Source organism: Tessaracoccus zhenghani, from assembly GCF_054552775.1.
Genome location: NZ_CM137275.1, coordinates 1,004,491 through 1,023,520 on the forward strand (window position 1 = coordinate 1,004,491; position 19,030 = coordinate 1,023,520).

The following is a 19,030-nucleotide window of genomic DNA, read 5'->3' on the forward strand; positions in this document are numbered from 1 at the left end:
GCGCGGTGGATCGAGGGCAAAAAGAAACGAACGCCGGTCCGGGCACTGCCCGGATCACGGCGTTCGTCTGCTTGGCTACTTCTTGGCGTAACGCTTCGCGAAGCGCGCCACGCGGCCACCGGTGTCAAGAATCTTCTGCTTGCCGGTGTAGAACGGGTGGCATTCGGCGCACACGTCGGCGTTCAGCGTTGCCTTGGTGCTGTGGGTGGTGTACGTGTTGCCGCAGGTGCAGGTGACCTGGGCCTCGACGTAATCAGGGTGAATTCCCTGCTTCATGATGGACTCCTAGGGGTGTGGGTTTCGGCCGGGTCGCCTGGAGGCGGCGTGAACCGGCACATCTACGTATTATGCCACGCGCGACCGTTGCGGCCTAACCGTCCTGGGCCGGGGTGGTCTTGAGCACGCTGAGCAGGAAGTCGTGGTTGCTGGGGGTCTTCGTCATCCGCGACTTCAGCGTCTCCAGCGCGGCCTGGTTGTCCAGACCGGAGAGCGCACGACGCAGCTTCCAGATGATCTGCAGTTCGTCGCGGTTGAGGAGGAGATCTTCGCGACGGGTACCCGAGGCGTCGACGTCGATGGCCGGGAAGATGCGCTTGTCCGCGAGCTCGCGACGCAGGCGCAGTTCCATGTTGCCCGTGCCCTTGAACTCCTCGAAGATGACCTCGTCCATCTTGGAACCGGTCTCGATGAGAGCGGTGGCCAGGATGGTCAGCGAGCCACCGTTCTCGATGTTGCGGGCGGCGCCGAAGAACTTCTTCGGCGGGTACAGCGCCGCCGAGTCCACGCCACCGGACAGGATGCGGCCCGACGCGGGGGCGGCCAGGTTGTAGGCACGACCCAGGCGGGTGATGCCGTCCAGCAGCACGACGACGTCGTGGCCCAGCTCCACGAGACGCTTGGCGCGCTCGATGGCCAGCTCCGAGATCATGGTGTGGTCCTCGGCGGGGCGGTCGAACGTCGAGGCGATGACCTCGCCGGACACGGTGCGCTGGAAGTCGGTGACCTCTTCGGGACGCTCGTCGACCAGGACGACCATGAGGTGCACCTCAGGGTTGTTCGCGGCGATCGCGTTGGCGATGGACTGCATGATCATCGTCTTGCCGGCCTTCGGCGGCGACACGATGAGGCCGCGCTGCCCCTTGCCGATGGGCGAGACCAGGTCGATGATGCGGCCGGTGAGGTTGTTCTGCACCGTCTCGAGGCGCAGGCGCTCCTGCGGGTACAGCGGGGTGAGCTTCTGGAACTCGGGACGGCCCTTGGCCTTCTCCGGGTCGTCGCCGTTCACGGAGTCGATGCGCACGAGCGGCTGGAACTTGTCCTTGCGCTCCCCCTCGCGGGCGACGCGCACGGCGCCGCTGATCACGTCGCCACGACGCAGGCCGTAGCGGCGGACGGTGGCCATGGACAGGTAGGCGTCCGCAGGGCCGGGCAGGTAGCCCGTCGTCCGGACGAAGGCGTAGTTGTCGTTGATGTCGACGATGCCGGAGATGTTGGCCAGCTCGTCGTCGTCTGCGACGGTGACCTCGGCGTCCATGCGGTCCATGCCCTGGCCGCCACGGGTTGGGCGGCGCTGGTTGCGGTCACGGTCGCGGCTGCGGCGGCGGCGGCCACGGCGGGAACCACCCTGGTCGTCGTCGTAGCTGGCGGGCTCGACGTTCACGGAGCGGGACTGCGCCGGCTGCTGCTCGCGCTGCTGTTGCTGCGGCTGCTGCTGGCCGCCGGCTGCCGGCTGCGCGCCGCCCATGGCGGCCTCCAGGAGTTCGCCCACCACTTCGATGGTCTCCGGGTTGGGCTGACGCTCGCGGTCACGGCCGCGGCGACGCCGGGTGCGGGTGCCGTCGCCCTGCTGCTGGTCGCCACGCTGCTGGTCGCCACGCGACTGCTGATCGCGCTGCTGGCGCTGTTCGCGGGGCTGCTGGTCACGCTGTTCGCGGGGCTGCTGGTCGCGGGACGACTCGCCATCGCGCGGCTGCTCCGGGGCGGAGGATCCGTTCTTCGGCTGCGCCTCGGTGAGGAGCTCCGCCTGCGCGGGACGCTCGGCGCTGCGCTGGCGCGCCGGCCTGCCGCCTCCCTGGTTCTGGATGGCGGAGACCAGATCGGCCTTCCGCATGGCGGAGATGCCCTTGATGCCCAGCCCTGTGGCCACCTGCTTCAGGTCGACCAGTTTCATGCTGGACAGGTCAGCGGATTCGCTCAACGAGATTCCTTCCCAAGAGCCGACGCGCCGAAAATGGATTCAGGAGGCGCCGTCGGCGTCAGAATGATGGGACCCACTCAGCAGCTGAAGAACTGCGGCAGACTCGCCGCGAACAGCGCCTTCTTCGGTGGGCCACTCATCAGGTTAGCAATGACCCGGCCCAGATACCAAAGTTTCGGGCTAAAACAGTTCCACGCCCCCGGCGGGACGAAGGTGGCGCACGGTGAAACCCGTGACATCGACGGCGTCGACACCCGCCAGTTGCTCGTCGAGGCCGACGGCGATCACCGTGGGCCCGGCACCGGAGATCGCGGCCGGCGCCCCTGCCTCACGAAGGCGCAGCATCAGGTCGTGGCTCGAGGGCATCATGGGCGCGCGGTACTGCTGGTGCAGCCGGTCCGACGTCGCGTCGAAGAGGAGATCGGGTCGTTTCGTGAGAGCCAGCGGCAGGGCGGCCGCGGCGATGGCCTGCGCGACGGCGTCGGCACGCGTCACGGTGTCCGGCAGCACGGCGCGCGCGTCGTCGGTCTTCGACTCGAAATCCGGCACGAACGCCACCGCGCGGAAATCCTCCGGCAGCGGCAACTGCACCAGCGAAACCCTCTCATCGCGGGCCCACGCAAGGATCGCGCCTCCCCAGACCGCGGCACCGGCGTTGTCGGGATGGCCCTCGGCTTCGTGGGCCAGCCGCGTGATGGCGGAACGGTCGATGGGTTCGCCGGGGCGGGCGATGCCCCACGCCAGCGTCAGGCCGGCCACGATGGCAGCCGCCGAGGAGCCGAGTCCCCGCGAGTGCGGAATGGTGTTGTGCGCCGTGAGGCGGAACCCGGGCGCCTCAGCGCCCCAGGCGGCCAGGCCACTGTGGATGGACCGCACCACGAGATGGCTCTCGTCCGTCGGCACCTGGTGGGCGCCCTCCCCCGTCACCGCAACCTCGAGGCCGGGCCCCTCCCACAAGTCCAGCGTCAGTTCGTCGTACCAGTCGAAGGCCATGCCGACGCAGTCGAACCCGGAACCCAGGTTCGCCGTCGTGGCCGGCACCCGCACAGTCAGGCGTCGGGCCACCTCAGAAGCCTACGACGCGCATGACGCGCACCTGGGAGCCCACGAAATCAGATTCGCACAGTTGCTTGACGACGGCCGCCAGCGACGACTCCTGCGTGATGTGCGTCATGACGCCGAGGCGTGCGGGGAAGCTCTCCACGTGCGCCTCGTCCTCGAGATAGGACTGCTGCACCACGCGCAGCGACACGTTGTGGTCGCCGAACACCGCGGCACACCTGGCGAGCACGCCCGGGCGGTCCTCCACCTCGAAGCTGACGTAGAACTGCGTCCAGGACTCTCCGACGGGCGCCACCTGGCGGCGGGTGTAGCCCGAGCCGATGTGGGCGGCGGTGCCGCGGTGGCGGTTGCGGCCCACGGTGACGACGTCGCCCATCACTGCGCTGGCCGTCGGGGCACCGCCCGCGCCGGCACCGAGGAACATCAGTTCGCCGGCCTCGCGCGAGTTCACGAAGATGGCGTTGTAGGCGCCGCGCACCGCCGCCAACGGGTGTTTGTTGGCCACCATGGCCGGGTGCACCTTGACGATGATGCGGTCGTCGTCGGTCAGCTTGGCCACCGCGAGGAGCTTGACGGTGCAGTCCATGGACTCGGCCGCGGCGATGTCGGCCTCGGTCACGCCTGTGATGCCCTCGGTGAAGACCTCCTGGCCCTTGACCTCGGTGTGGAACGCCAGCCCGGCGAGGATGGCGGCCTTCGCCGCCGCGTCGTGGCCGCCGACGTCGGCGGTGGGATCAGCTTCGGCGTAGCCCAGCTGCTGGGCTTCAGCGAGCGCCGAGTCGAAGCTGACGCCGTCTGTGACCATCTTGTCGAGGATGAAGTTGGTGGTGCCGTTGACGATGCCCATCACCTCGGTGATGTCGTCGCCCACCAACGACTCGCGCAATGGCCGGATGATCGGGATGGCGCCCGCGACGGCAGCCTCGTAGTAGAGGTCGACGCCCTTCTCCTCCGCGATGCGGGACAGTTCACCCAGATCCTCCGCCAGGAGGGCCTTGTTGGCGGAGATCACCGAGGCGCCCTTCTGGAGGGCCGTGCGCACCAGTTCACGGGCGGGCTCGAGGCCGCCGATGAGTTCGATGACGATGTCGAGGTCGTCGCGGGCGACGAGGGACTCGAGGTCTGTGGTCAGCAGCGCCGGGTCGATGCCGGGCCGCTCGACGTCCATGCGCCGGACGCCGATGCCCACGAGTTCGAGGCGACGGCCGATGCGGGCCTCGAGGGTGTCGCCCTCGTTGAGGATGATGCGTGCCACCTGGCTACCGACGACGCCGGCCCCCAACAGCACAACCTTCAGCGGCTTGCTCACTTACCCACGTCCAATCTCATGAGGTCATCCAGCGTTTCGCGGCGCAGCATCACGTCGGTGACACCGTCCTTCGCGCTGACGACAGGGGGCTTCGGGATCTGATTGTAGTTATTGGCCATGCTGCGTGCGTAGGCGCCGGATCCCGGGACGGCGATGAGGTCCCCGATGCGCACGTCCGCGGGGAGGAAGACGTCGCGGATGAGGATGTCGCCACCCTCGCAGTGCTTGCCCACGACGCGGCACAGGACCGGCTGCGCATCAGAGGTACGGTTGGCGATCGCGCCGGAATACTCGGCGGCGTACAGGGCCGGGCGGATGTTGTCGCTCATGCCGCCGTCGACGCTCACGTACACCCGCGAGCGGCCGCCCTCGAGTTCGACCTGCTTGACGGTGCCGACCTCGTAGACGGCCACGCCGGACGGGCCGCAGATAGCACGGCCGGGCTCGATGCTCAGGTGGGGGCGGTTGATGCCGAACGCGCGGCACTCATGGTCGATCATCTCCTCGAAGGAGGAGGCGAGTTCCGTGGTCGTCGACGGCGTATCGGCCGCGGTGTAGGCGATACCGAAGCCACCACCGAGGTCCAGCTCTGGCAGCTCTACGCCCGTTGCCTGACGGAACTGCGAGGCCAGCTTCATCGTGCGGCGGATGGCCACCTCGAAGCCGTGCGTCTCGAAGATCTGGGAACCGATGTGGCTGTGGATGCCGCGCAACTCGAGGAAACGCGACGAGTGGCAGCGCACCAGCGCGGTGAGCGCCGCGCCACCCATGATGCTGAGGCCGAACTTCTGGTCCTCGTGCGCGGTGGCGATGTACTCGTGGGTGTGCGCCTCGACGCCGGTGGTGACGCGGATCAGGACGTTGGCCGTGTGGCCGCCGTCGGCGCACGCCCGCTCCAGCCGGTTGATCTCGTCGAACGAATCGACGATGATCCGCCCGACGCCCTGCTCGAGGGCGAACGCGATCTCCTCGTCGGACTTGTTGTTGCCGTGCAGGCCCAGCCGCCCGGCCGGCATCCCGCCGGCCAGCGCTATGCGCATCTCGCCCATGGTGGTGACGTCGAGGTTGAGGCCTTCCTCGGCCGCCCACCGGGCGACGCGCCGGGTCAGCAGCGCCTTGCCCGCGTAGTAGACCGACCAGCCGGGAAAGGCCGTGATGAAGTCGCGGGCCCGGGAGCGGAAGTCGTCCTCGTCGATCACGTAGACGGGCGTGCCGTGCTCTGCGGCCGCGTCCGTCAGCGCCACACCTGCCACCACGATGCGGCCCCGGTCGTCGCGGTGGGTGCCGCGGGGCCAGAGCTTGAGGTCGAGCTCGTTGAGGTCGTCGGGCACGGTGAGCCACTGGGGCCCACCCTGCACGGCGTCCGCGTGGATCGAGCCGGCGATGTGCATGTGCGTCATGGGGTCAAGCCTGCCAGAGCGCACTCGGCAACCGTTACTTCGCTCAACTGGTGGCCACGACCCGGATCTCCCGAGCCTCACGCAGCAGTACCTGGGCAGGCTCGCCGTCCACGACCTCGCCGTCGACCCTGACCTCGAGCGATCCGCAGGCGGCACCGAGGCAGCCGTCGTCGAACCTCACACCCCACAGGGTGAAGAAGTCGCCCAGGGTGGATGCGCGGTTCTCCTCCCCCTCCAGCCACACCTCCCCGCCCGGATCGTGGGTGTGCACCGGCGCCTGGACGGCCCGGGGCCGGTCGATCCCGATGTAGGCGGGCACCTCGACGGGGGCGCCGTCCACCGTGACCTCCAGGTCGAGGATCCACGGGTCGGCGTCGTCGCCGAGGCCCAGTTCGCGCAGTCCGGCCGCACGGATGTAGGAGACGGCATCACGGGGCGCATCCCAGGGCGGCGCGGTGTCGCGCAGCACCGCAGGAGCGGGCTCCGGGCGCGAGACGCACCCCACGAGCAGCGCCGCACTGACCACCAAAACGAGCAACCTACGCACGCCGCAACCATAACGGCAGGCGGTGGTGGTGTTGACGACCGTTTCGAGGTGCTAACCTTTCACCGGTCGCCTTCGGGTAACTGGCCCCCGTAGCTCAGGGGATAGAGCACCGCCCTCCGGAGGCGGGAGCCGAGGTTCGAATCCTCGCGGGGGCGCAAGCCGTTCACAGGGGAGGCCAGAAGATGACCGGAGCCGGGCGCGCGCCTCGTGGCCTGACTTTCCGAGACCTCCTCGTCCCTGTGCTGTTGGTGGCACTGTTCGCCGCCACCCGGCTCCTCATCCTGCTGTCGCTCAAGCTCGAGCAGGTGGCGTTCATCGCCAACGACGTGAGCTACTACGCCTTCTACCTCAACAAGCTGGACATGGGCGAGACGGGCATCATGCTCGAGTACCCCGTCCCCGCCGTGTGGCTCCTGCAGATCATCTACGCCCTGGGCGGCGGCTGGGAAACCTGGACCCCGGTGTACGTCGGCTGCTTCCTCGCGCTCGACGCCCTGGTGGCGATCCTCATGTACCGACGCGGCAATGCTGCAGGGACGCTCTTCTGGATCCTGTTCACCGGCGCGCAGGGGGCGGTGCTCTGGTACCGCTTCGACCTCATTCCTGCGGCCCTGGTCGCCGTCGCCTGCGTGTACGCGCTGAGGTTCCCGAAGATCGCCGGCGGCGTCATCGGGCTGGGCGCGGCCGTGAAGCTGTGGCCGGCGCTGCTGATCGGGCCCCTGTTGGCGCCCAACCCGTTGCGCAGAGGGGGCGCACGTTCGCGGCTCATCGGCTTCATCGTGGTGGGTTTCGGCCTGGCTGCCGCGTCGCTCATCACGAGCGGCTGGACCCGTTCGGCCTCCCCGCTGACGTGGCAGAGCGACCGCGGCCTACAGATCGAATCCGTGCCCGCCACACCTCTGATGTTCCTGCGCACGTTCACCCACAACGAGAGCTGGCTCATCGAGTTGTCGCAGTACAACGCGCTCGAGATCGTCACCGGCCCGGGCATCAACCAGCTGCTGACGGTGTCGACGGTGCTGACCGCCGCGTCGGTGCTGCTGACCATCTGGCTGAGCTACCGCCTCATCCGGCTCTTCCGCGACCAGGACCACCGTCTCCACGAGGCCATGCTGCTGGCTGTGCTGGCGATCGTGCTGGCCACGGTGATCGCCAACAAGACGCTGTCGCCGCAGTACATCGTGTGGCTCGGCGGTCCCGTCGCCGCGCTCCTGGTGGTGCAGCGCAGCGAGTGGTTGCGCCGCCACACCACGGTGATCGCGGTGGCGCTGGTGATCGTCGGCGGCCTCACCCAGTTCACCTATCCGTGGGGCGCGTACGGGATCATGGCGATTCCCCAGGGCGCCGGCCCGGAGACCTCCGTGCTCATCCTGCGCAACCTCGCGCTCGTGGCACTGACGGCCTACTCCGTCGTGCTGACTCTGAAGGCGACCCGTCGCTCCACGTCCTGAGAGTGGTCGGGACGGCTGCCCATTATTGGGTAAGCTCAGTGAAGCAGCCGCAGACGTCTGCGGCCTCCGTCCAAATAGAGGGGAAAGTGGCTTCTGCCACGGAACATGTCAGCACCTGACTCGAATGACCTTTTCGGTGCCAACTCCTGGCTGATCGACGAAAAGCGGGAGGCGTATGACGCAGACCCGCAGTCAGTGGACGCCACCTGGCGTGAGTTCTTCGCTGCCGAGGGTGCACCTCCGCAGCCCGCAGCGGTGGAGTCCGCCGCTCCGCCGACGAGTCGTGCCCCCGAGAAACCGCAGGCCACGCCCCGGGCCGAGACGAAGCCCGCCCCGAAGGCCGAGACGAGGCCGGAAGCCAAGTCGGAGCGCCCGAAGTCGCCTGAGGCGAAGCAGCGCGAAGCGGCCTCCGGCCTGTCTGACGCGCCCGCCCCCAAGCCTGCTACGGCCAAGACGGAGAGCAAGCCCACCGTCGAAAAGGTGACCACGGGCCGCAACGCGCCGCACAACCCCGGCACCGGTGCCGGCCTCAGCGCCAACACCCCCAACCCGAACGTGCGTCCCGAGCCCTCGGGTGCCCAGCCCAAGTACACGGTTCTGCGCGGTGCCCCCATGCGCACGGCCAAGAACATGGACACCTCCCTCACCGTGCCCACGGCCACGTCCGTGCGCTCGGTGCCGATGAAGCTGGTCATCGACCAGCGCGTGCTGATCAACAACTTCCTGCGCCAGTCAAAGGGCGGCAAGGTCTCGTTCACCCACCTCATCGGCTACGCCATGGTGCAGGCTCTCAAGGCCATGCCGGAGATGAACAACGCCTACGACATGGTGGACGGCAAGCCCAACCTGATCGAGAACCCCTCGATCAACCTCGGCATCGCCATCGACATCCAGAAGGGCGACACCCGCCAGCTCCTGGTGCCCAACATCAAGGGCTGCGAGAACTTCAACTTCTTCCAGTTCTGGTCGGCCTACGAGCAGGTGGTGCGCAAGACCCGCGCCGGTGACCTGCAGGTGTCGGACTTCGCCGGCACGACGGCGTCCCTCACCAACCCGGGCGGCATCGGCACCAACCACTCGGTGCCCCGACTGATGACCGGTCAGGGCATGATCCTGGGCGTCGGCAACATCGACTACCCGGCCGAGTTCCAGGGCATGAGCGAGTCCAAGATGACAGACCTCGCCGTATCCAAGGTCACCACCCTGACCTCCACCTATGACCACCGCGTGATCCAGGGCGCCACCTCCGGCGAGTTCCTGAAGACGATGCACGGGCTGCTGCTCGGCGAGAACGGCTTCTACGACGAGATCTTCGAAGCGCTGCGCATCCCCTACGAGCCGCTCCGCTGGGCCGGCGACATCTCCGCGCACCGCGACAACCAGGTCTCCAAGACCGCCCGGGTACTGGAGCTGATCAACTCCTACCGCGCGTTCGGCCACCTGGTCGCCGACACGGACCCCTTGGAGTACCGCCAGCGTTCCCATGAGGACCTGCGCCTTGAGACGCACGGGCTCTCCATCTGGGACCTGGACCGTCAGTTCGCGGTGGGCACCTTCGGTGGCTCCGAGCGCACCTACCTGACGCTGCGCGACATCATCTCCACGTTGCAGGATTCGTACTGCCGTACCGTGGGCATCGAGTACATGCACATCCCGGATCCGCGGCAGCGCCGCTGGTTCCAGCAGCGCATGGAGAAGCCGCACCAGGCGCTGACGCACGACGAGCACATGCACGCGCTGGACAAGCTCAACGAGGCGGAGATCTTCGAGACGTTCCTCCAGACGAAGTTCGTCGGGCAGAAGCGCTTCTCCCTCGAGGGAGGCGAGTCCGTCATCGTGCTGCTCGACGAGATCGCGCAGCAGGCGGCCAACGACTCCGTCGACGAGGTCTGCATCGGCATGCCGCACCGTGGCCGGCTCAACGTGCTGGCCAACATCGTCGGCAAGAGCTACGGCCAGATCTTCCGCGAGTTCGACGGCCAGGTCGACAGGTCGGGCACGGGTGACGTGAAGTACCACCTGGGCGCGGAGGGTACCTTCGTCGCCTCGAACGGTGCCACCGTCAAGACGTCCGTGGCCGCCAACCCGTCGCACCTTGAGGCGGTGAACCCGGTGCTCCAGGGCATCGCCCGCGCCAAGCAGGACATGCTGCGCCAGAGCGACTACCCGGTGCTCCCCCTCACCATGCACGGCGACGCGTCGTTCGCCGGCCAGGGCGTGGTCTTCGAGACGTTGCAGATGTCGCAGCTGCGCGGCTACAAGACCGGTGGCACGATCCACGTCGTGGTCAACAACCAGGTGGGCTTCACCACGGCCCCCACCGAGTCGCGTTCCTCGACGTACTCCACCGACGTGGCGAAGTCCATCTCCGCCCCCGTGCTGCACGTCAACGGCGATGACCCGGATTCCTGCATCCGCGCGGCCCGCATCGCGTTCGAGTACCGGCAGACGTTCCACAAGGACGTCGTCATCGATATGGTCTGCTACCGGCGTCGTGGCCACAACGAGGGCGACGACCCGAGCTTCACGCAGCCGAACATGTACGACCTCATCGAGCAGAAGCGCTCCACGCGCCGGCTCTACACCGAGTCGCTGATCGGCCGTGGTGACATCTCCATGGCCGACGCCGAGGACGTCATGAACCGCTTCCGAGCCCGCCTCGAGAACGTGTTCCGCGAGGTGCGCGACTCCAAGGGCGCGCCGGACGAGTACCGCAAGGTGCCGTACTACCCCACCAAGCCGGAAGAGCGGCTCACGGAGATCACCACGGAGATGCTCCAGCGGATCGCCAATGTGCACACGCAGTTCCCGGAGGGGTTCGCCGTGCATCCCAAGGTCCAGCCGCAGCTTGAGCGCCGCGCCGAGGCGATCATGAACGGCCCCATCGACTGGGCCACCGCTGAGATGATCGCCATCGGTTCGCTGCTCATCGAGGGTCGCCCGGTGCGCATGGCCGGCCAGGATTCGAGGCGGGGCACGTTCTCGCAGCGCTTCGCCGCCATCGTGGACCGGGTCACCAACGAGGCGTGGGTGCCGCTGAAGCACCTCACCGAGGACCAGGCCACCTTCGAGGTGTGGGATTCGCTGCTGAGCGAATACGCCGCCCTCGGATTCGAGTACGGCTACTCGGTGGCCCGTCCCGACGCGTTGGTGCTGTGGGAGGCGCAGTTCGGCGACTTCGTCAACGGCGCTCAGATCATCTCGGACGAGTTCGTCGCCTCGGGCAACGCCAAGTGGGGCCAGAAGTCGGGCGTGTGCCTGCTGCTCCCCCACGGCTACGAGGGTCAGGGGCCGGACCACTCGTCGGCCCGCATCGAGCGCTGGCTGCAACTCTGCGCCGAAGGCGCGCTCGCGGTGTGCCAGCCGTCGACTCCCGCGAACCACTTCCACCTGCTGCGCCAGCACGCCTACGTCAACTGGCACCGCCCGGTCGTGATCGCCACCCCGAAGTCGATGCTGCGCAACAAGCTGGCGACGTCGACGCCGGAGGAGTTCACCTCGGGTCGTTGGCACCCCGCCCTCGACGATCCCACCATCGAGGACCCGTCGAAGGTGGAGCGCATCGTCCTGTGCTCCGGCAAGGTCCGTTGGGACCTGGTGGCCCGCCGCCAGAAGAACGGTCACGACGGAAAGATCGCGATCATCGCTCTGGAGCGCCTCTACCCGCTCCCGGCCGAAGAACTCGTGGCCATCCTGCGCCGCTACTCGCACGTCAGCGACATCCGCTTCGTGCAGGACGAGCCGAAGAACCAGGGAGCGTGGGCATTCATGTCGGTGCACCTACCCGGAGCCGTCAAGGAACTGTTCCCCGAATTCGACCTGAAGATGACCCCGGTGACCCGTCCGTGGTCCTCGGCGCCGTCGGTGGGCTCGATGGCGGTGCATAAGCAGCAGGAGGAGGACCTGCTGCGCGCCGCCCTGGGCTGAGGCCCTAAACTCTCGGTCATGTATTTCACTGACCGCGGGCTGGAAGAGCTGGTTGATCGGCGCGGCCACGAGGAGGTCTCCTTCGAGTGGCTCGCCGAACAACTGCGCACCTTCGTCGACCTCAACCCCGAATTCGAAACCCCCGTGGAGCGTCTGGCCTCGTGGCTCGCGCGTCTCGATGACGACGAGGAGGACTGATGCTGGATCTCGATGCGCTGAGAGACCGTTACCGCGCTGTGGTGGGCAGTGCGCCCGAGGGCCTGTGGTTCGCTCCGGGTCGGGTGAATCTCATCGGTGAGCACACCGACTACAACGATGGGTTCGTCCTGCCGTTCGCCCTCGACAAGAAGGCGGTCATCGCGGGCGGTCGCCGCGACGACGACGAGCTCGTGATGGTCTCGCTCGAACTCGACGACGAGGTGCGCCTGCGGATCGAGGACCTGGCCCCCGGCACCGAGGGCTGGTCCTCCTACCTCGCCGGTGTGGTCTGGGCGCTGCGCGAGGCCGGCCACGCCGTGGGCGGGGCCAACCTGGTGATGAGCTCGGACGTGCCCCTCGGTGCGGGCCTGTCGAGCTCCGCCGCCATCGAGTGCGCCACCGTCGCGGTGCTCACAGACCTATACGGGCTCGACATCGAGCCCATCGACCGCGCCAAGCTCGCCCGCGTGGCCGAGAACGCCTATGTGGGAGCGCCCACGGGCCTGCTGGACCAGGCCGCCAGCACCCTGTGCGAGGCCGCGCACGGCCTGTTCATGGACTGCCGCACGCTGGAGACAGAGCAGGTTCCCCTGCCGATGGCCGAGCAGGGCTACGAGATGCTGGTGCTCGACACGAAGACCCCGCACAGCCACGTCGACGGCGAATACGGCACCCGCCGGGCCTCCTGCGAGCAGGCGGCCGCCATCCTGGGCATCCCTGCGCTGCGCGACGTCACTGACCTGGACGAGGCCATCGAGAAGCTCGAGGACCCCACCATGGTGAAGCGGGTGCGGCACGTGGTCACGGAGAATGAGCGAGTCCTGAAGGCTTTCGAGCTGGCGCGATCCGCAGATCTCGCGGAGTTGGCACCGCTGCTGGATGCGTCGCACGCCTCGATGCGCGACGACTACGAGATCACGGTGCCCACCGTCGACCTCGCCGTGGACACGGCCAAGCGGGCCGGCGCCCTGGGTGCGCGCATGACTGGAGGCGGTTTCGGCGGCTGCATCATCGCGCTCACGAAGGCGGGCGAGGCGGACCTGATCGGTCAGGCCATCGCCACCGCTTTCGCCGACGCGGGCTTCGGTGCCCCGGAGTGGTTCACCGCCACGCCGGCCCCAGGAGCAGGGCGGCTCGTCTAGAGCTTCTCCAGCTCGCCGCGGCCCACCGCCACCACAGAGGTGACGACCGTCGCGAGGATGAAGGGGGCCACGACGAGGGCACCGATGAACTGCGCGCGGTCATCGGTGCCCAGCAGGCTGTAGACGACCATGGCGTGCAGCAGGGACGACGCGACGATCAGGCCCAGCGCCCACCGCTGGCCGCGCACGACCAGCCAGGCGAAGGCGATCAGGGCGATGCCGTAGACCGAGAGCATCGCCGCCACCCCGATGCCGAACATCCTGCTGTTGGCCACCAGCGTGCCGAAGGCGACGCCCAGGATGGCCAGACCGATCAGGGCGGTCAGGATCACAGGGATCGCCAGCAGGGGACGTCGCAGCACAGCAGTCACCCGATCAGCGTGCCCCAGCCAGCAATTCTCAGCAAGTTTGCAGCCGATCGGCGCGGTATACAACACGCAGCCACTGCTATTGCTTATCGTTGCCGGCAAGGGTAATCTGCATGAGCTTGCGGAGAATTCCGCAGCGGATTTTCCCCCCCGACAGAAGGAGTACAACTATGGATTGGCGCCACCGGGCTGCCTGCCTCACTGAGGATCCGGAGTTGTTCTTTCCCGTCGGCAACACGGGGCCGGCCTTGGCTCAAATCGAAGAGGCCAAGAAGATCTGCGCCCGTTGTGTCGTCAAGGACCAGTGCCTCTCGTGGGCACTCGAAGCCGGTCAGGACCACGGCGTCTGGGGCGGTCTGAGCGAAGACGAGCGTCGCGCGATCAAGCGCCGCGCCGCCCGCTCCCGCCTCCGCAACAACTGACCCGACCCGCCTCGTGAGCCCTCTCGGGGGCGGGCTCTGCGCGTCCTGAGCCTCTGACACGCCGCCCGTTCAGCACCTCACGGAACGGGCAGCACGATGTGGGCCACGGCGCCCTCGCCGTCCTCCCTGTTCCTCAGCGTGAAGGTGCCGTCGAGGTCGTGGATCAGCGTCGAGATGATCGACAGCCCCAACGACTTCTGGGATCCCATCCGGAATCCGTCGGGAAGACCGTTGCCGCCGTCGAGGATGTCGATCGTCAGCGTGCCACCGTCGCGGTGGGGCAGCACCTCCACGAGCCCTGAGGCGCTGTCCAGGCCGTGCTCGACGGCGTTCTGACAGAGCTCGGTGATGACCATCGAGAGCGACGTGGCGATCTCCGCCGGGATCACTCCGAACGTGCCGCGCCGCGTGGCCCGTACCGTGCCGGCTGAGGCGGCGAGGTCGCCCACCATCTCGAGGATCTTGTCGCAGACGCCGTCGAAGGCCACCTCCTCCACCAGCGAATAGCTGAGGGTCTCGTGAACCATGGCGATCGACGACACGCGGCGCATGGCGTCGCGCAGGGCTTCCCTTCCCTCCTCCGACTTCAACCGCCGCGACTGCATGCGCAGCAGCGCGGCCACCGTCTGCAGGTTGTTCTTCACCCGGTGGTGGATCTCCCGGATCGTGGCGTCCTTGGTGACGAGCATCCGGTCGCGGCGCCGCAGGTCTGTGGTGTCGCGGCACAGCACGAGCATGCCGGCGGTGGTGAACTCCAGCCACAGCGGCAGCACCACGAAGCGCATGGACGCGCCCCGGGCCTCGACGTCGAACTCCAGGGTGAGCCTGCCGTCGATGTCCGCGCTGACCGTCTGCCCCATGGACTCCACGCCCTGCCGGAGGTGGCGGGTGAGTTCTCGGAACCGCTCCCCCTCGATGTCGCCGATGGCGCCCAGCCTGCGGTAGCCGGTGATGGCGTTGGGGCTGGCGTACGAGATGACACCGTCCGGCTGCACCCTCAGCACGCCGTCGGCGACTCGCGGCATGAGCGCCTTGTCCGACGGGGGCACCAGAGGGAACTCGCCGCGCATCAGCATCTGGGTGAGGATCTCTGCGGCTTCGAGGTAGTTCTCTTCGAGGGCACCGGTGGCGCGCATGCCCATCTGGTTGGTGTGGCGCTCGATCACCGCTACCGGGCGGTCGTGCCTCAGCACCGGGATGGCCCAGACGTCGACGGGGATGCCCGCGGAGATCGCGTTGTCCGTGGTTTCCGCGATTTCGTGCGTCATGAAGGCGACAGTGACCTGGTGGTCCGGCTCGTACTCGATGAGCTCGCCCACGATGTCCTCCTCGAGGGCTGTGGGGCCCGTCACCGGCCTCACCTGGGCGGTACAGGCGAAGATGTCGCCTTCTTCGGTGAGGGGCTTCCAGAGGACCAGGTCAGAGAAACTCAGGTCTGCCAGCATCTGCCAGCCGGACACGAACGCGTCCAGCCACTCGTCGTCGCTCATCAGGTCTACGTCACGGGTCACAGGCTCCACTCTGCCACGGACACCCTTTTCCGTGCAGCCGGGTCCTTCTGGCACAATGGGGCGTCACCTGAATAGACATAAACAGACCTAAGGAGGCCCAACATGGGTAAGCGTGGCCGTAAGCGTAAGGCTCGTCGTAAGAACGGCGCCAACCACGGTAAGCGTCCCAACGCCTGACCGGAGAAACCACAAAGCCCCCGCCTGGTGCGGGGGCTTGTTGTTTGTCTGACTTTTCGGCTGGTCCTCAGCCGGTCCGGGAGATGCGCATGGTCTGGATGCGGGCCGTCAACGTCGACGGTGCCGTCTTCTGCGGCAGGCTGCGCTGGATCATCTCGGTGATGGTGGATTCGATTTCGAAGTTCTCCATACATCGTTCACAGGCGTGGAGGTGGTGCCGGATCATGTCCGCCTCGGCGTCGAGGAGCTCGTTGTGCAGGAACGCGTGCACCCTGGCGAGGGCCTGGACGCATTCGTCCATCTCGTCGTGCGCATGGGAGAACATGTCGCTTTCACTCATCACCGGCCCCCCGCCTTCCGGCCGATGCCCCGCTCGAGGGCGTAGTCGGCGAGCAGCTCGCGCAGCTGGGCGCGGCCGCGGTTCAGTCTGCTCATCACGGTGCCCAGCGGGGTGTCCATGATCTCTGCGATCTCCTTGTAGGAGAACCCTTCGACATCTGCGAGGAGAACGGCCATGCGGAAGTTCTCCGGGAGTGCCGCAATCGCGTTGGCGACGGCTGCATCCGGCGTCTGATCGAGCGCTTCCATCTCTGCGCTGCGCAGGCCGGTGGAGTCGTGTGAGGCGGCGCGGGCCAGCTGCCAGTCCGTGACGTCCTCGTCGCCGCTGGTCTGCGGGGAGCGCTGCGCCTTGCGGTAGGCGTTGATGTAGGTGTTGGTGAGGATGCGGTACAGCCAGGCCTTGAGGTTGGTACCGGGCTGGAACGTGTGCCGCGAGGCGAAGGCCCGCGCGTAGGCGTCCTGGACGACATCCTCGGCGTCTGCCGGGTTGCGCGTCATGCGCAGCGCCGCGGCGTAGAGGCGGTCGAGATGGCTCAGCGCTTCCTCCTCGAACGCCGCGGCGGCCGCGGCGTCGAGTTCGGCGTCAGTTGACGCATCGAGCAGTTCCTTGTCCATCACGACAGAGAATAGCGCAAGAAGCACGATGGCTCGCACTGAGCCCACCGGCAACGCGGTGGCGCTGCGCGTCATGGCTGGCATCGTGGTCATGTGCTGTGTAACGCTGCGCATCGGCGAGTTATTCCCACGGAAGGACTGTGTACCGCGGGCGCCTGCGGCGGCGGACAACCCCACCGGGGTCACCGATCCCGGGGACAGCAGAAGGGGACCTGCCCCTGGGCAGGTCCCCTTCGTGCGATGAGTGGTACGAACTCAGCCGGCGGTGCGCACCGGGAGGGTCTTCGGCTTGAACGACGGACGGGTCGCCTCGTAGGCCGAGATGGTGTCCGCGTCCTGCAGGGTCAACGAGATGTCGTCGAGGCCGTTGAGCAGCCGGTGCTTCGTGTACTCGTCGATGTCGAACCTCACGGTGAGGTCACCGCGCACGATTGTCTGCGACTCGAGGTCCACCGTCGTCTCGACGTTGGGGTCCGCCTCGATGGCGGCCCACAGCACGTCGCGGTCCGCGTCGGAGACGAGCGCCACGAGCAGGCCGGCCTTGCCGGAGTTCGAGCGGAAGATGTCGCCGAACCGGGTACCGATGACCACGCGGAAGCCGTAGTTCTGCAGGGCCCACACAGCGTGTTCACGCGAGGAGCCGGTGCCGAAGTCGGGGCCGGGGATCAGGATGGTGCCGGAGGTGAACGGCTCCTTGTTCAGGACGAACTCCGGATCGTTGCGCCATGCGGAGAACAGGCCGTCCTCGAAACCGGTGCGGGTGATGCGCTTGAGGTACACCGCAGGGATGATCTGGTCGGTGTCGACGTTCGAGCGCTGCAGCGGAACGGCGATGCCGGTGTGGCTCTTGAAGGGTTCCATTGGTCAGGCTCCAATCAGGTCTGCAGGGGCGGCCAGGTGGCCGACGATGGCGGTGGCGGCAGCGACGGCCGGCGACACGAGGTGGGTGCGCCCACCCTTGCCCTGGCGTCCTTCGAAGTTGCGGTTCGAGGTGGACGCGGCGCGCTCCCCCGGGGCGAGCTGGTCCGGGTTCATGCCGAGGCACATCGAGCAGCCGGCGGCGCGCCACTCGGCGCCGAAGTCGAGGAAGACCTGATGCAGGCCCTCGGTCTCGGCCTGGATGCGGACGCGCGCCGAGCCCGGCACGACCAGCATGCGGACGCCTTCGGCGATGTGCTGACCCTGCAGCACGGAGGCGGCGAGGCGCAGGTCCTCGATGCGGCCGTTCGTGCAGGAGCCCAGGAAGACGGTGTCGACGGTGATGTCGCGCATGGGGGTGCCGGGCACCAGGTCCATGTATTCGAGGGCGCGCTTGGCGGTGGCCTGCTCGACCTCGGACTCGAAGTCCTCGGGGGCCGGCACGACGCCGCCCAGCGGGACGCCATGCCCCGGGTTGGTGCCCCAGGTGACGAACGGGGTCAGCTGCGTGGCGTCGATGTCCACCTCGACGTCGAACGTGGCGTCGTCGTCGGTGCGGAGGGTCTTCCAGTACTCGACGGCGGCGTCCCACTCCTCGCCCTCGGGCGCGTGCGGGCGACCCTTCAGGTAGGCGAACGTGGTCTCGTCCGGCGCCATCATGCCGGCCTTGGCTCCCCACTCGATGGACATGTTGCAAATCGTCATCCGGCCTTCCATCGAGAGGTTCTCGATGGTGGAGCCGCGGTACTCGACGATGTGGCCCTGGCCGCCGCCGGTGCCGACCTTGGCGATCAGCGCCAGGACGACGTCCTTGGCGGTGACGCCGTCAGGCAGTTCGCCGTTGATGTTGACGGCCATGGTCTTGGGCTTGGCCTGGTTCAGCGTCTGCGTGGCGAGCACGTGCTCGACCTCGGAGGTGCCGATACCGAACGCGAGGGCGCCGAAGGCGCCGTGCGTGGAGGTGTGCGAGTCGCCGCAGACGATCGTCATGCCCGGCTGGGTGACACCCAACTGGGGGCCGATGATGTGCACGACGCCCTGGTCCTTGTCGCCCAGCGAGTGGATGCGGATCCCGAAGGCCGCCGCGTTCTCGCGCAGGGTGTCCACCTGCTTGCGCGAGACCGGATCAGCGATCGGCGCAAGGATGTTCAGGGTGGGGGTGTTGTGGTCCTCGGTCGCGAGCGTGAGGTCCGGGCGACGGACGGGACGGCCGGCGAGGCGCAGGCCCTCGAAGGCCTGGGGGCTGGTCACCTCGTGGACGAGATGGAGGTCAATGTAGAGCAGGTCCGGCTCTCCCTCGGCGGCGCGGACGACGTGTGCGTCCCATACCTTTTCGCTCAGGGTCTTACCCATGGCTCCTCGCTTCGCAAACATTGGATCGTTCGTGTGTGAACTCCCCGTAAGTATGCAGGAATTGCCGCAACCTCCCCGTTTGCTTGTCCAGCAT

The 19,030-nt window shown here is 67.6% G+C and carries 18 protein-coding genes and 1 tRNA gene; 7 read left to right on the forward strand and 12 right to left on the reverse strand.

Annotated elements, in window-relative coordinates:
• Positions 1 to 75 precede the first annotated feature (75 nt).
• The 6 genes from rpmE to ACX1DX_RS04890 form a co-directional block, all read right to left on the reverse strand.
• Positions 76 to 276 carry a 50S ribosomal protein L31 gene (gene rpmE / locus ACX1DX_RS04865; protein ID WP_076058500.1) on the reverse strand — a complete coding sequence of 67 codons (201 nt, stop codon included), beginning with the start codon at positions 274 to 276 and terminating at the stop codon, positions 76 to 78.
• A 94-nt stretch (positions 277 to 370) separates the two neighbouring features.
• Positions 371 to 2,197: a transcription termination factor Rho gene (rho, locus tag ACX1DX_RS04870; RefSeq protein ID WP_459397818.1), complete on the reverse strand. Its 1,827-nt coding sequence runs from the start codon at positions 2,195 to 2,197 to the stop codon at positions 371 to 373.
• Between the two features lie 180 nt (positions 2,198 to 2,377).
• On the reverse strand, positions 2,378 to 3,262 hold the full coding sequence (gene thrB / locus ACX1DX_RS04875; protein ID WP_459397819.1) for a homoserine kinase: 885 nt from the start codon (positions 3,260 to 3,262) through the stop codon (positions 2,378 to 2,380).
• A 1-nt stretch (position 3,263) separates the two neighbouring features.
• A complete protein-coding gene (locus ACX1DX_RS04880; protein WP_459397820.1) occupies positions 3,264 to 4,568 on the reverse strand; it encodes a homoserine dehydrogenase in 1,305 nt (434 codons plus the stop codon).
• On the reverse strand, positions 4,565 to 5,968 hold the full coding sequence (lysA, locus tag ACX1DX_RS04885) for a diaminopimelate decarboxylase (protein WP_459397821.1): 1,404 nt from the start codon (positions 5,966 to 5,968) through the stop codon (positions 4,565 to 4,567). Before lysA ends, ACX1DX_RS04880 begins: the two co-directional genes overlap by 4 nt.
• 43 nt (positions 5,969 to 6,011) lie before the next feature.
• Positions 6,012 to 6,515: a hypothetical protein gene (locus ACX1DX_RS04890; protein ID WP_459397822.1), complete on the reverse strand. Its 504-nt coding sequence runs from the start codon at positions 6,513 to 6,515 to the stop codon at positions 6,012 to 6,014.
• A gap of 83 nt (positions 6,516 to 6,598) precedes the next feature.
• Here ACX1DX_RS04890 and ACX1DX_RS04895 point away from each other — a divergent pair.
• The 5 genes from ACX1DX_RS04895 to galK all read left to right on the forward strand — a co-directional run bounded on the left by ACX1DX_RS04895 (position 6,599) and on the right by galK (position 13,233).
• Positions 6,599 to 6,670 (forward strand) — tRNA-Arg (locus ACX1DX_RS04895).
• 27 nt (positions 6,671 to 6,697) lie between these two features.
• Positions 6,698 to 7,966 (forward strand): glycosyltransferase 87 family protein, encoded by a 1,269-nt coding sequence (locus ACX1DX_RS04900; protein ID WP_459397823.1) that lies wholly within the window; start codon positions 6,698 to 6,700, stop codon positions 7,964 to 7,966.
• A gap of 105 nt (positions 7,967 to 8,071) precedes the next feature.
• Positions 8,072 to 11,893 (forward strand): multifunctional oxoglutarate decarboxylase/oxoglutarate dehydrogenase thiamine pyrophosphate-binding subunit/dihydrolipoyllysine-residue succinyltransferase subunit, encoded by a 3,822-nt coding sequence (locus ACX1DX_RS04905; protein ID WP_459397824.1) that lies wholly within the window; start codon positions 8,072 to 8,074, stop codon positions 11,891 to 11,893.
• 18 nt (positions 11,894 to 11,911) lie between these two features.
• Positions 11,912 to 12,091, forward strand: coding sequence for a DUF6104 family protein (locus ACX1DX_RS04910; RefSeq protein ID WP_459397825.1), 180 nt, complete (start codon positions 11,912 to 11,914; stop codon positions 12,089 to 12,091).
• Complete coding sequence (gene galK, locus ACX1DX_RS04915) at positions 12,091 to 13,233, forward strand: galactokinase (RefSeq protein WP_459397826.1); 1,143 nt, start codon at positions 12,091 to 12,093, stop codon at positions 13,231 to 13,233. The genes ACX1DX_RS04910 and galK overlap by 1 nt, the downstream gene beginning before the upstream one ends.
• On the opposite strand, the gene ACX1DX_RS04920 is transcribed toward galK, so the two are convergent.
• Complete coding sequence (locus tag ACX1DX_RS04920; protein WP_459397827.1) at positions 13,230 to 13,604, reverse strand: hypothetical protein; 375 nt, start codon at positions 13,602 to 13,604, stop codon at positions 13,230 to 13,232. The genes galK and ACX1DX_RS04920 overlap by 4 nt on opposite strands.
• Positions 13,605 to 13,771: 167 nt before the next feature.
• Between ACX1DX_RS04920 and ACX1DX_RS04925 the strand changes: the two genes are divergently transcribed.
• Entirely contained in the window at positions 13,772 to 14,023 is a 252-nt protein-coding gene (locus tag ACX1DX_RS04925) for a WhiB family transcriptional regulator (RefSeq protein WP_076058478.1), read from the forward strand.
• A 77-nt stretch (positions 14,024 to 14,100) separates the two neighbouring features.
• Here ACX1DX_RS04925 and ACX1DX_RS04930 read toward each other — a convergent pair whose 3' ends face one another.
• Entirely contained in the window at positions 14,101 to 15,513 is a 1,413-nt protein-coding gene (locus ACX1DX_RS04930) for a sensor histidine kinase (protein ID WP_459398178.1), read from the reverse strand.
• 123 nt (positions 15,514 to 15,636) lie between these two features.
• Here ACX1DX_RS04930 and ACX1DX_RS04935 point away from each other — a divergent pair, with 123 nt between their 5' ends.
• Entirely contained in the window at positions 15,637 to 15,711 is a 75-nt protein-coding gene (locus ACX1DX_RS04935; protein ID WP_369819251.1) for a 50S ribosomal protein bL37, read from the forward strand.
• Positions 15,712 to 15,778: 67 nt separating this feature from the next.
• On the opposite strand, the gene ACX1DX_RS04940 is transcribed toward ACX1DX_RS04935, so the two are convergent.
• The 4 genes from ACX1DX_RS04940 to leuC all read right to left on the reverse strand — a co-directional run bounded on the left by ACX1DX_RS04940 (position 15,779) and on the right by leuC (position 18,936).
• Positions 15,779 to 16,051: a zf-HC2 domain-containing protein gene (locus ACX1DX_RS04940; RefSeq protein WP_459397828.1), complete on the reverse strand. Its 273-nt coding sequence runs from the start codon at positions 16,049 to 16,051 to the stop codon at positions 15,779 to 15,781.
• On the reverse strand, positions 16,051 to 16,665 hold the full coding sequence (locus ACX1DX_RS04945; protein ID WP_182763686.1) for a sigma-70 family RNA polymerase sigma factor: 615 nt from the start codon (positions 16,663 to 16,665) through the stop codon (positions 16,051 to 16,053). Before ACX1DX_RS04945 ends, ACX1DX_RS04940 begins: the two co-directional genes overlap by 1 nt.
• Positions 16,666 to 16,920: 255 nt before the next feature.
• On the reverse strand, positions 16,921 to 17,526 hold the full coding sequence (gene leuD, locus ACX1DX_RS04950; RefSeq protein ID WP_459397829.1) for a 3-isopropylmalate dehydratase small subunit: 606 nt from the start codon (positions 17,524 to 17,526) through the stop codon (positions 16,921 to 16,923).
• Positions 17,527 to 17,529: 3 nt separating this feature from the next.
• Positions 17,530 to 18,936: a 3-isopropylmalate dehydratase large subunit gene (gene leuC / locus ACX1DX_RS04955; RefSeq protein WP_076058468.1), complete on the reverse strand. Its 1,407-nt coding sequence runs from the start codon at positions 18,934 to 18,936 to the stop codon at positions 17,530 to 17,532.
• Positions 18,937 to 19,030 lie beyond the last annotated feature (94 nt).

Bases quoted from the DNA above. Each gene is read 5' to 3' on its own strand.
- rpmE (WP_076058500.1), bottom strand. From the start codon at position 276: ATGAAGCAGGGAATTCACCCTGATTACGTCGAGGCCCAGGTCACCTGC.
- lysA (WP_459397821.1), bottom strand. From the start codon at position 5,968: ATGACGCACATGCACATCGCCGGCTCGATCCACGCGGACGCCGTGCAG.
- ACX1DX_RS04930 (WP_459398178.1), bottom strand. From the start codon at position 15,513: ATGAGCGACGACGAGTGGCTGGACGCGTTCGTGTCCGGCTGGCAGATG.
- ACX1DX_RS04910 (WP_459397825.1), top strand. From the start codon at position 11,912: ATGTATTTCACTGACCGCGGGCTGGAAGAGCTGGTTGATCGGCGCGGC.
- leuD (WP_459397829.1), bottom strand. From the start codon at position 17,526: ATGGAACCCTTCAAGAGCCACACCGGCATCGCCGTTCCGCTGCAGCGC.
- ACX1DX_RS04925 (WP_076058478.1), top strand. From the start codon at position 13,772: ATGGATTGGCGCCACCGGGCTGCCTGCCTCACTGAGGATCCGGAGTTG.
- leuC (WP_076058468.1), bottom strand. From the start codon at position 18,936: ATGGGTAAGACCCTGAGCGAAAAGGTATGGGACGCACACGTCGTCCGC.
- ACX1DX_RS04905 (WP_459397824.1), top strand. From the start codon at position 8,072: ATGTCAGCACCTGACTCGAATGACCTTTTCGGTGCCAACTCCTGGCTG.
- galK (WP_459397826.1), top strand. From the start codon at position 12,091: ATGCTGGATCTCGATGCGCTGAGAGACCGTTACCGCGCTGTGGTGGGC.
- ACX1DX_RS04945 (WP_182763686.1), bottom strand. From the start codon at position 16,665: ATGGACAAGGAACTGCTCGATGCGTCAACTGACGCCGAACTCGACGCC.
- ACX1DX_RS04900 (WP_459397823.1), top strand. From the start codon at position 6,698: ATGACCGGAGCCGGGCGCGCGCCTCGTGGCCTGACTTTCCGAGACCTC.
- ACX1DX_RS04940 (WP_459397828.1), bottom strand. From the start codon at position 16,051: ATGAGTGAAAGCGACATGTTCTCCCATGCGCACGACGAGATGGACGAA.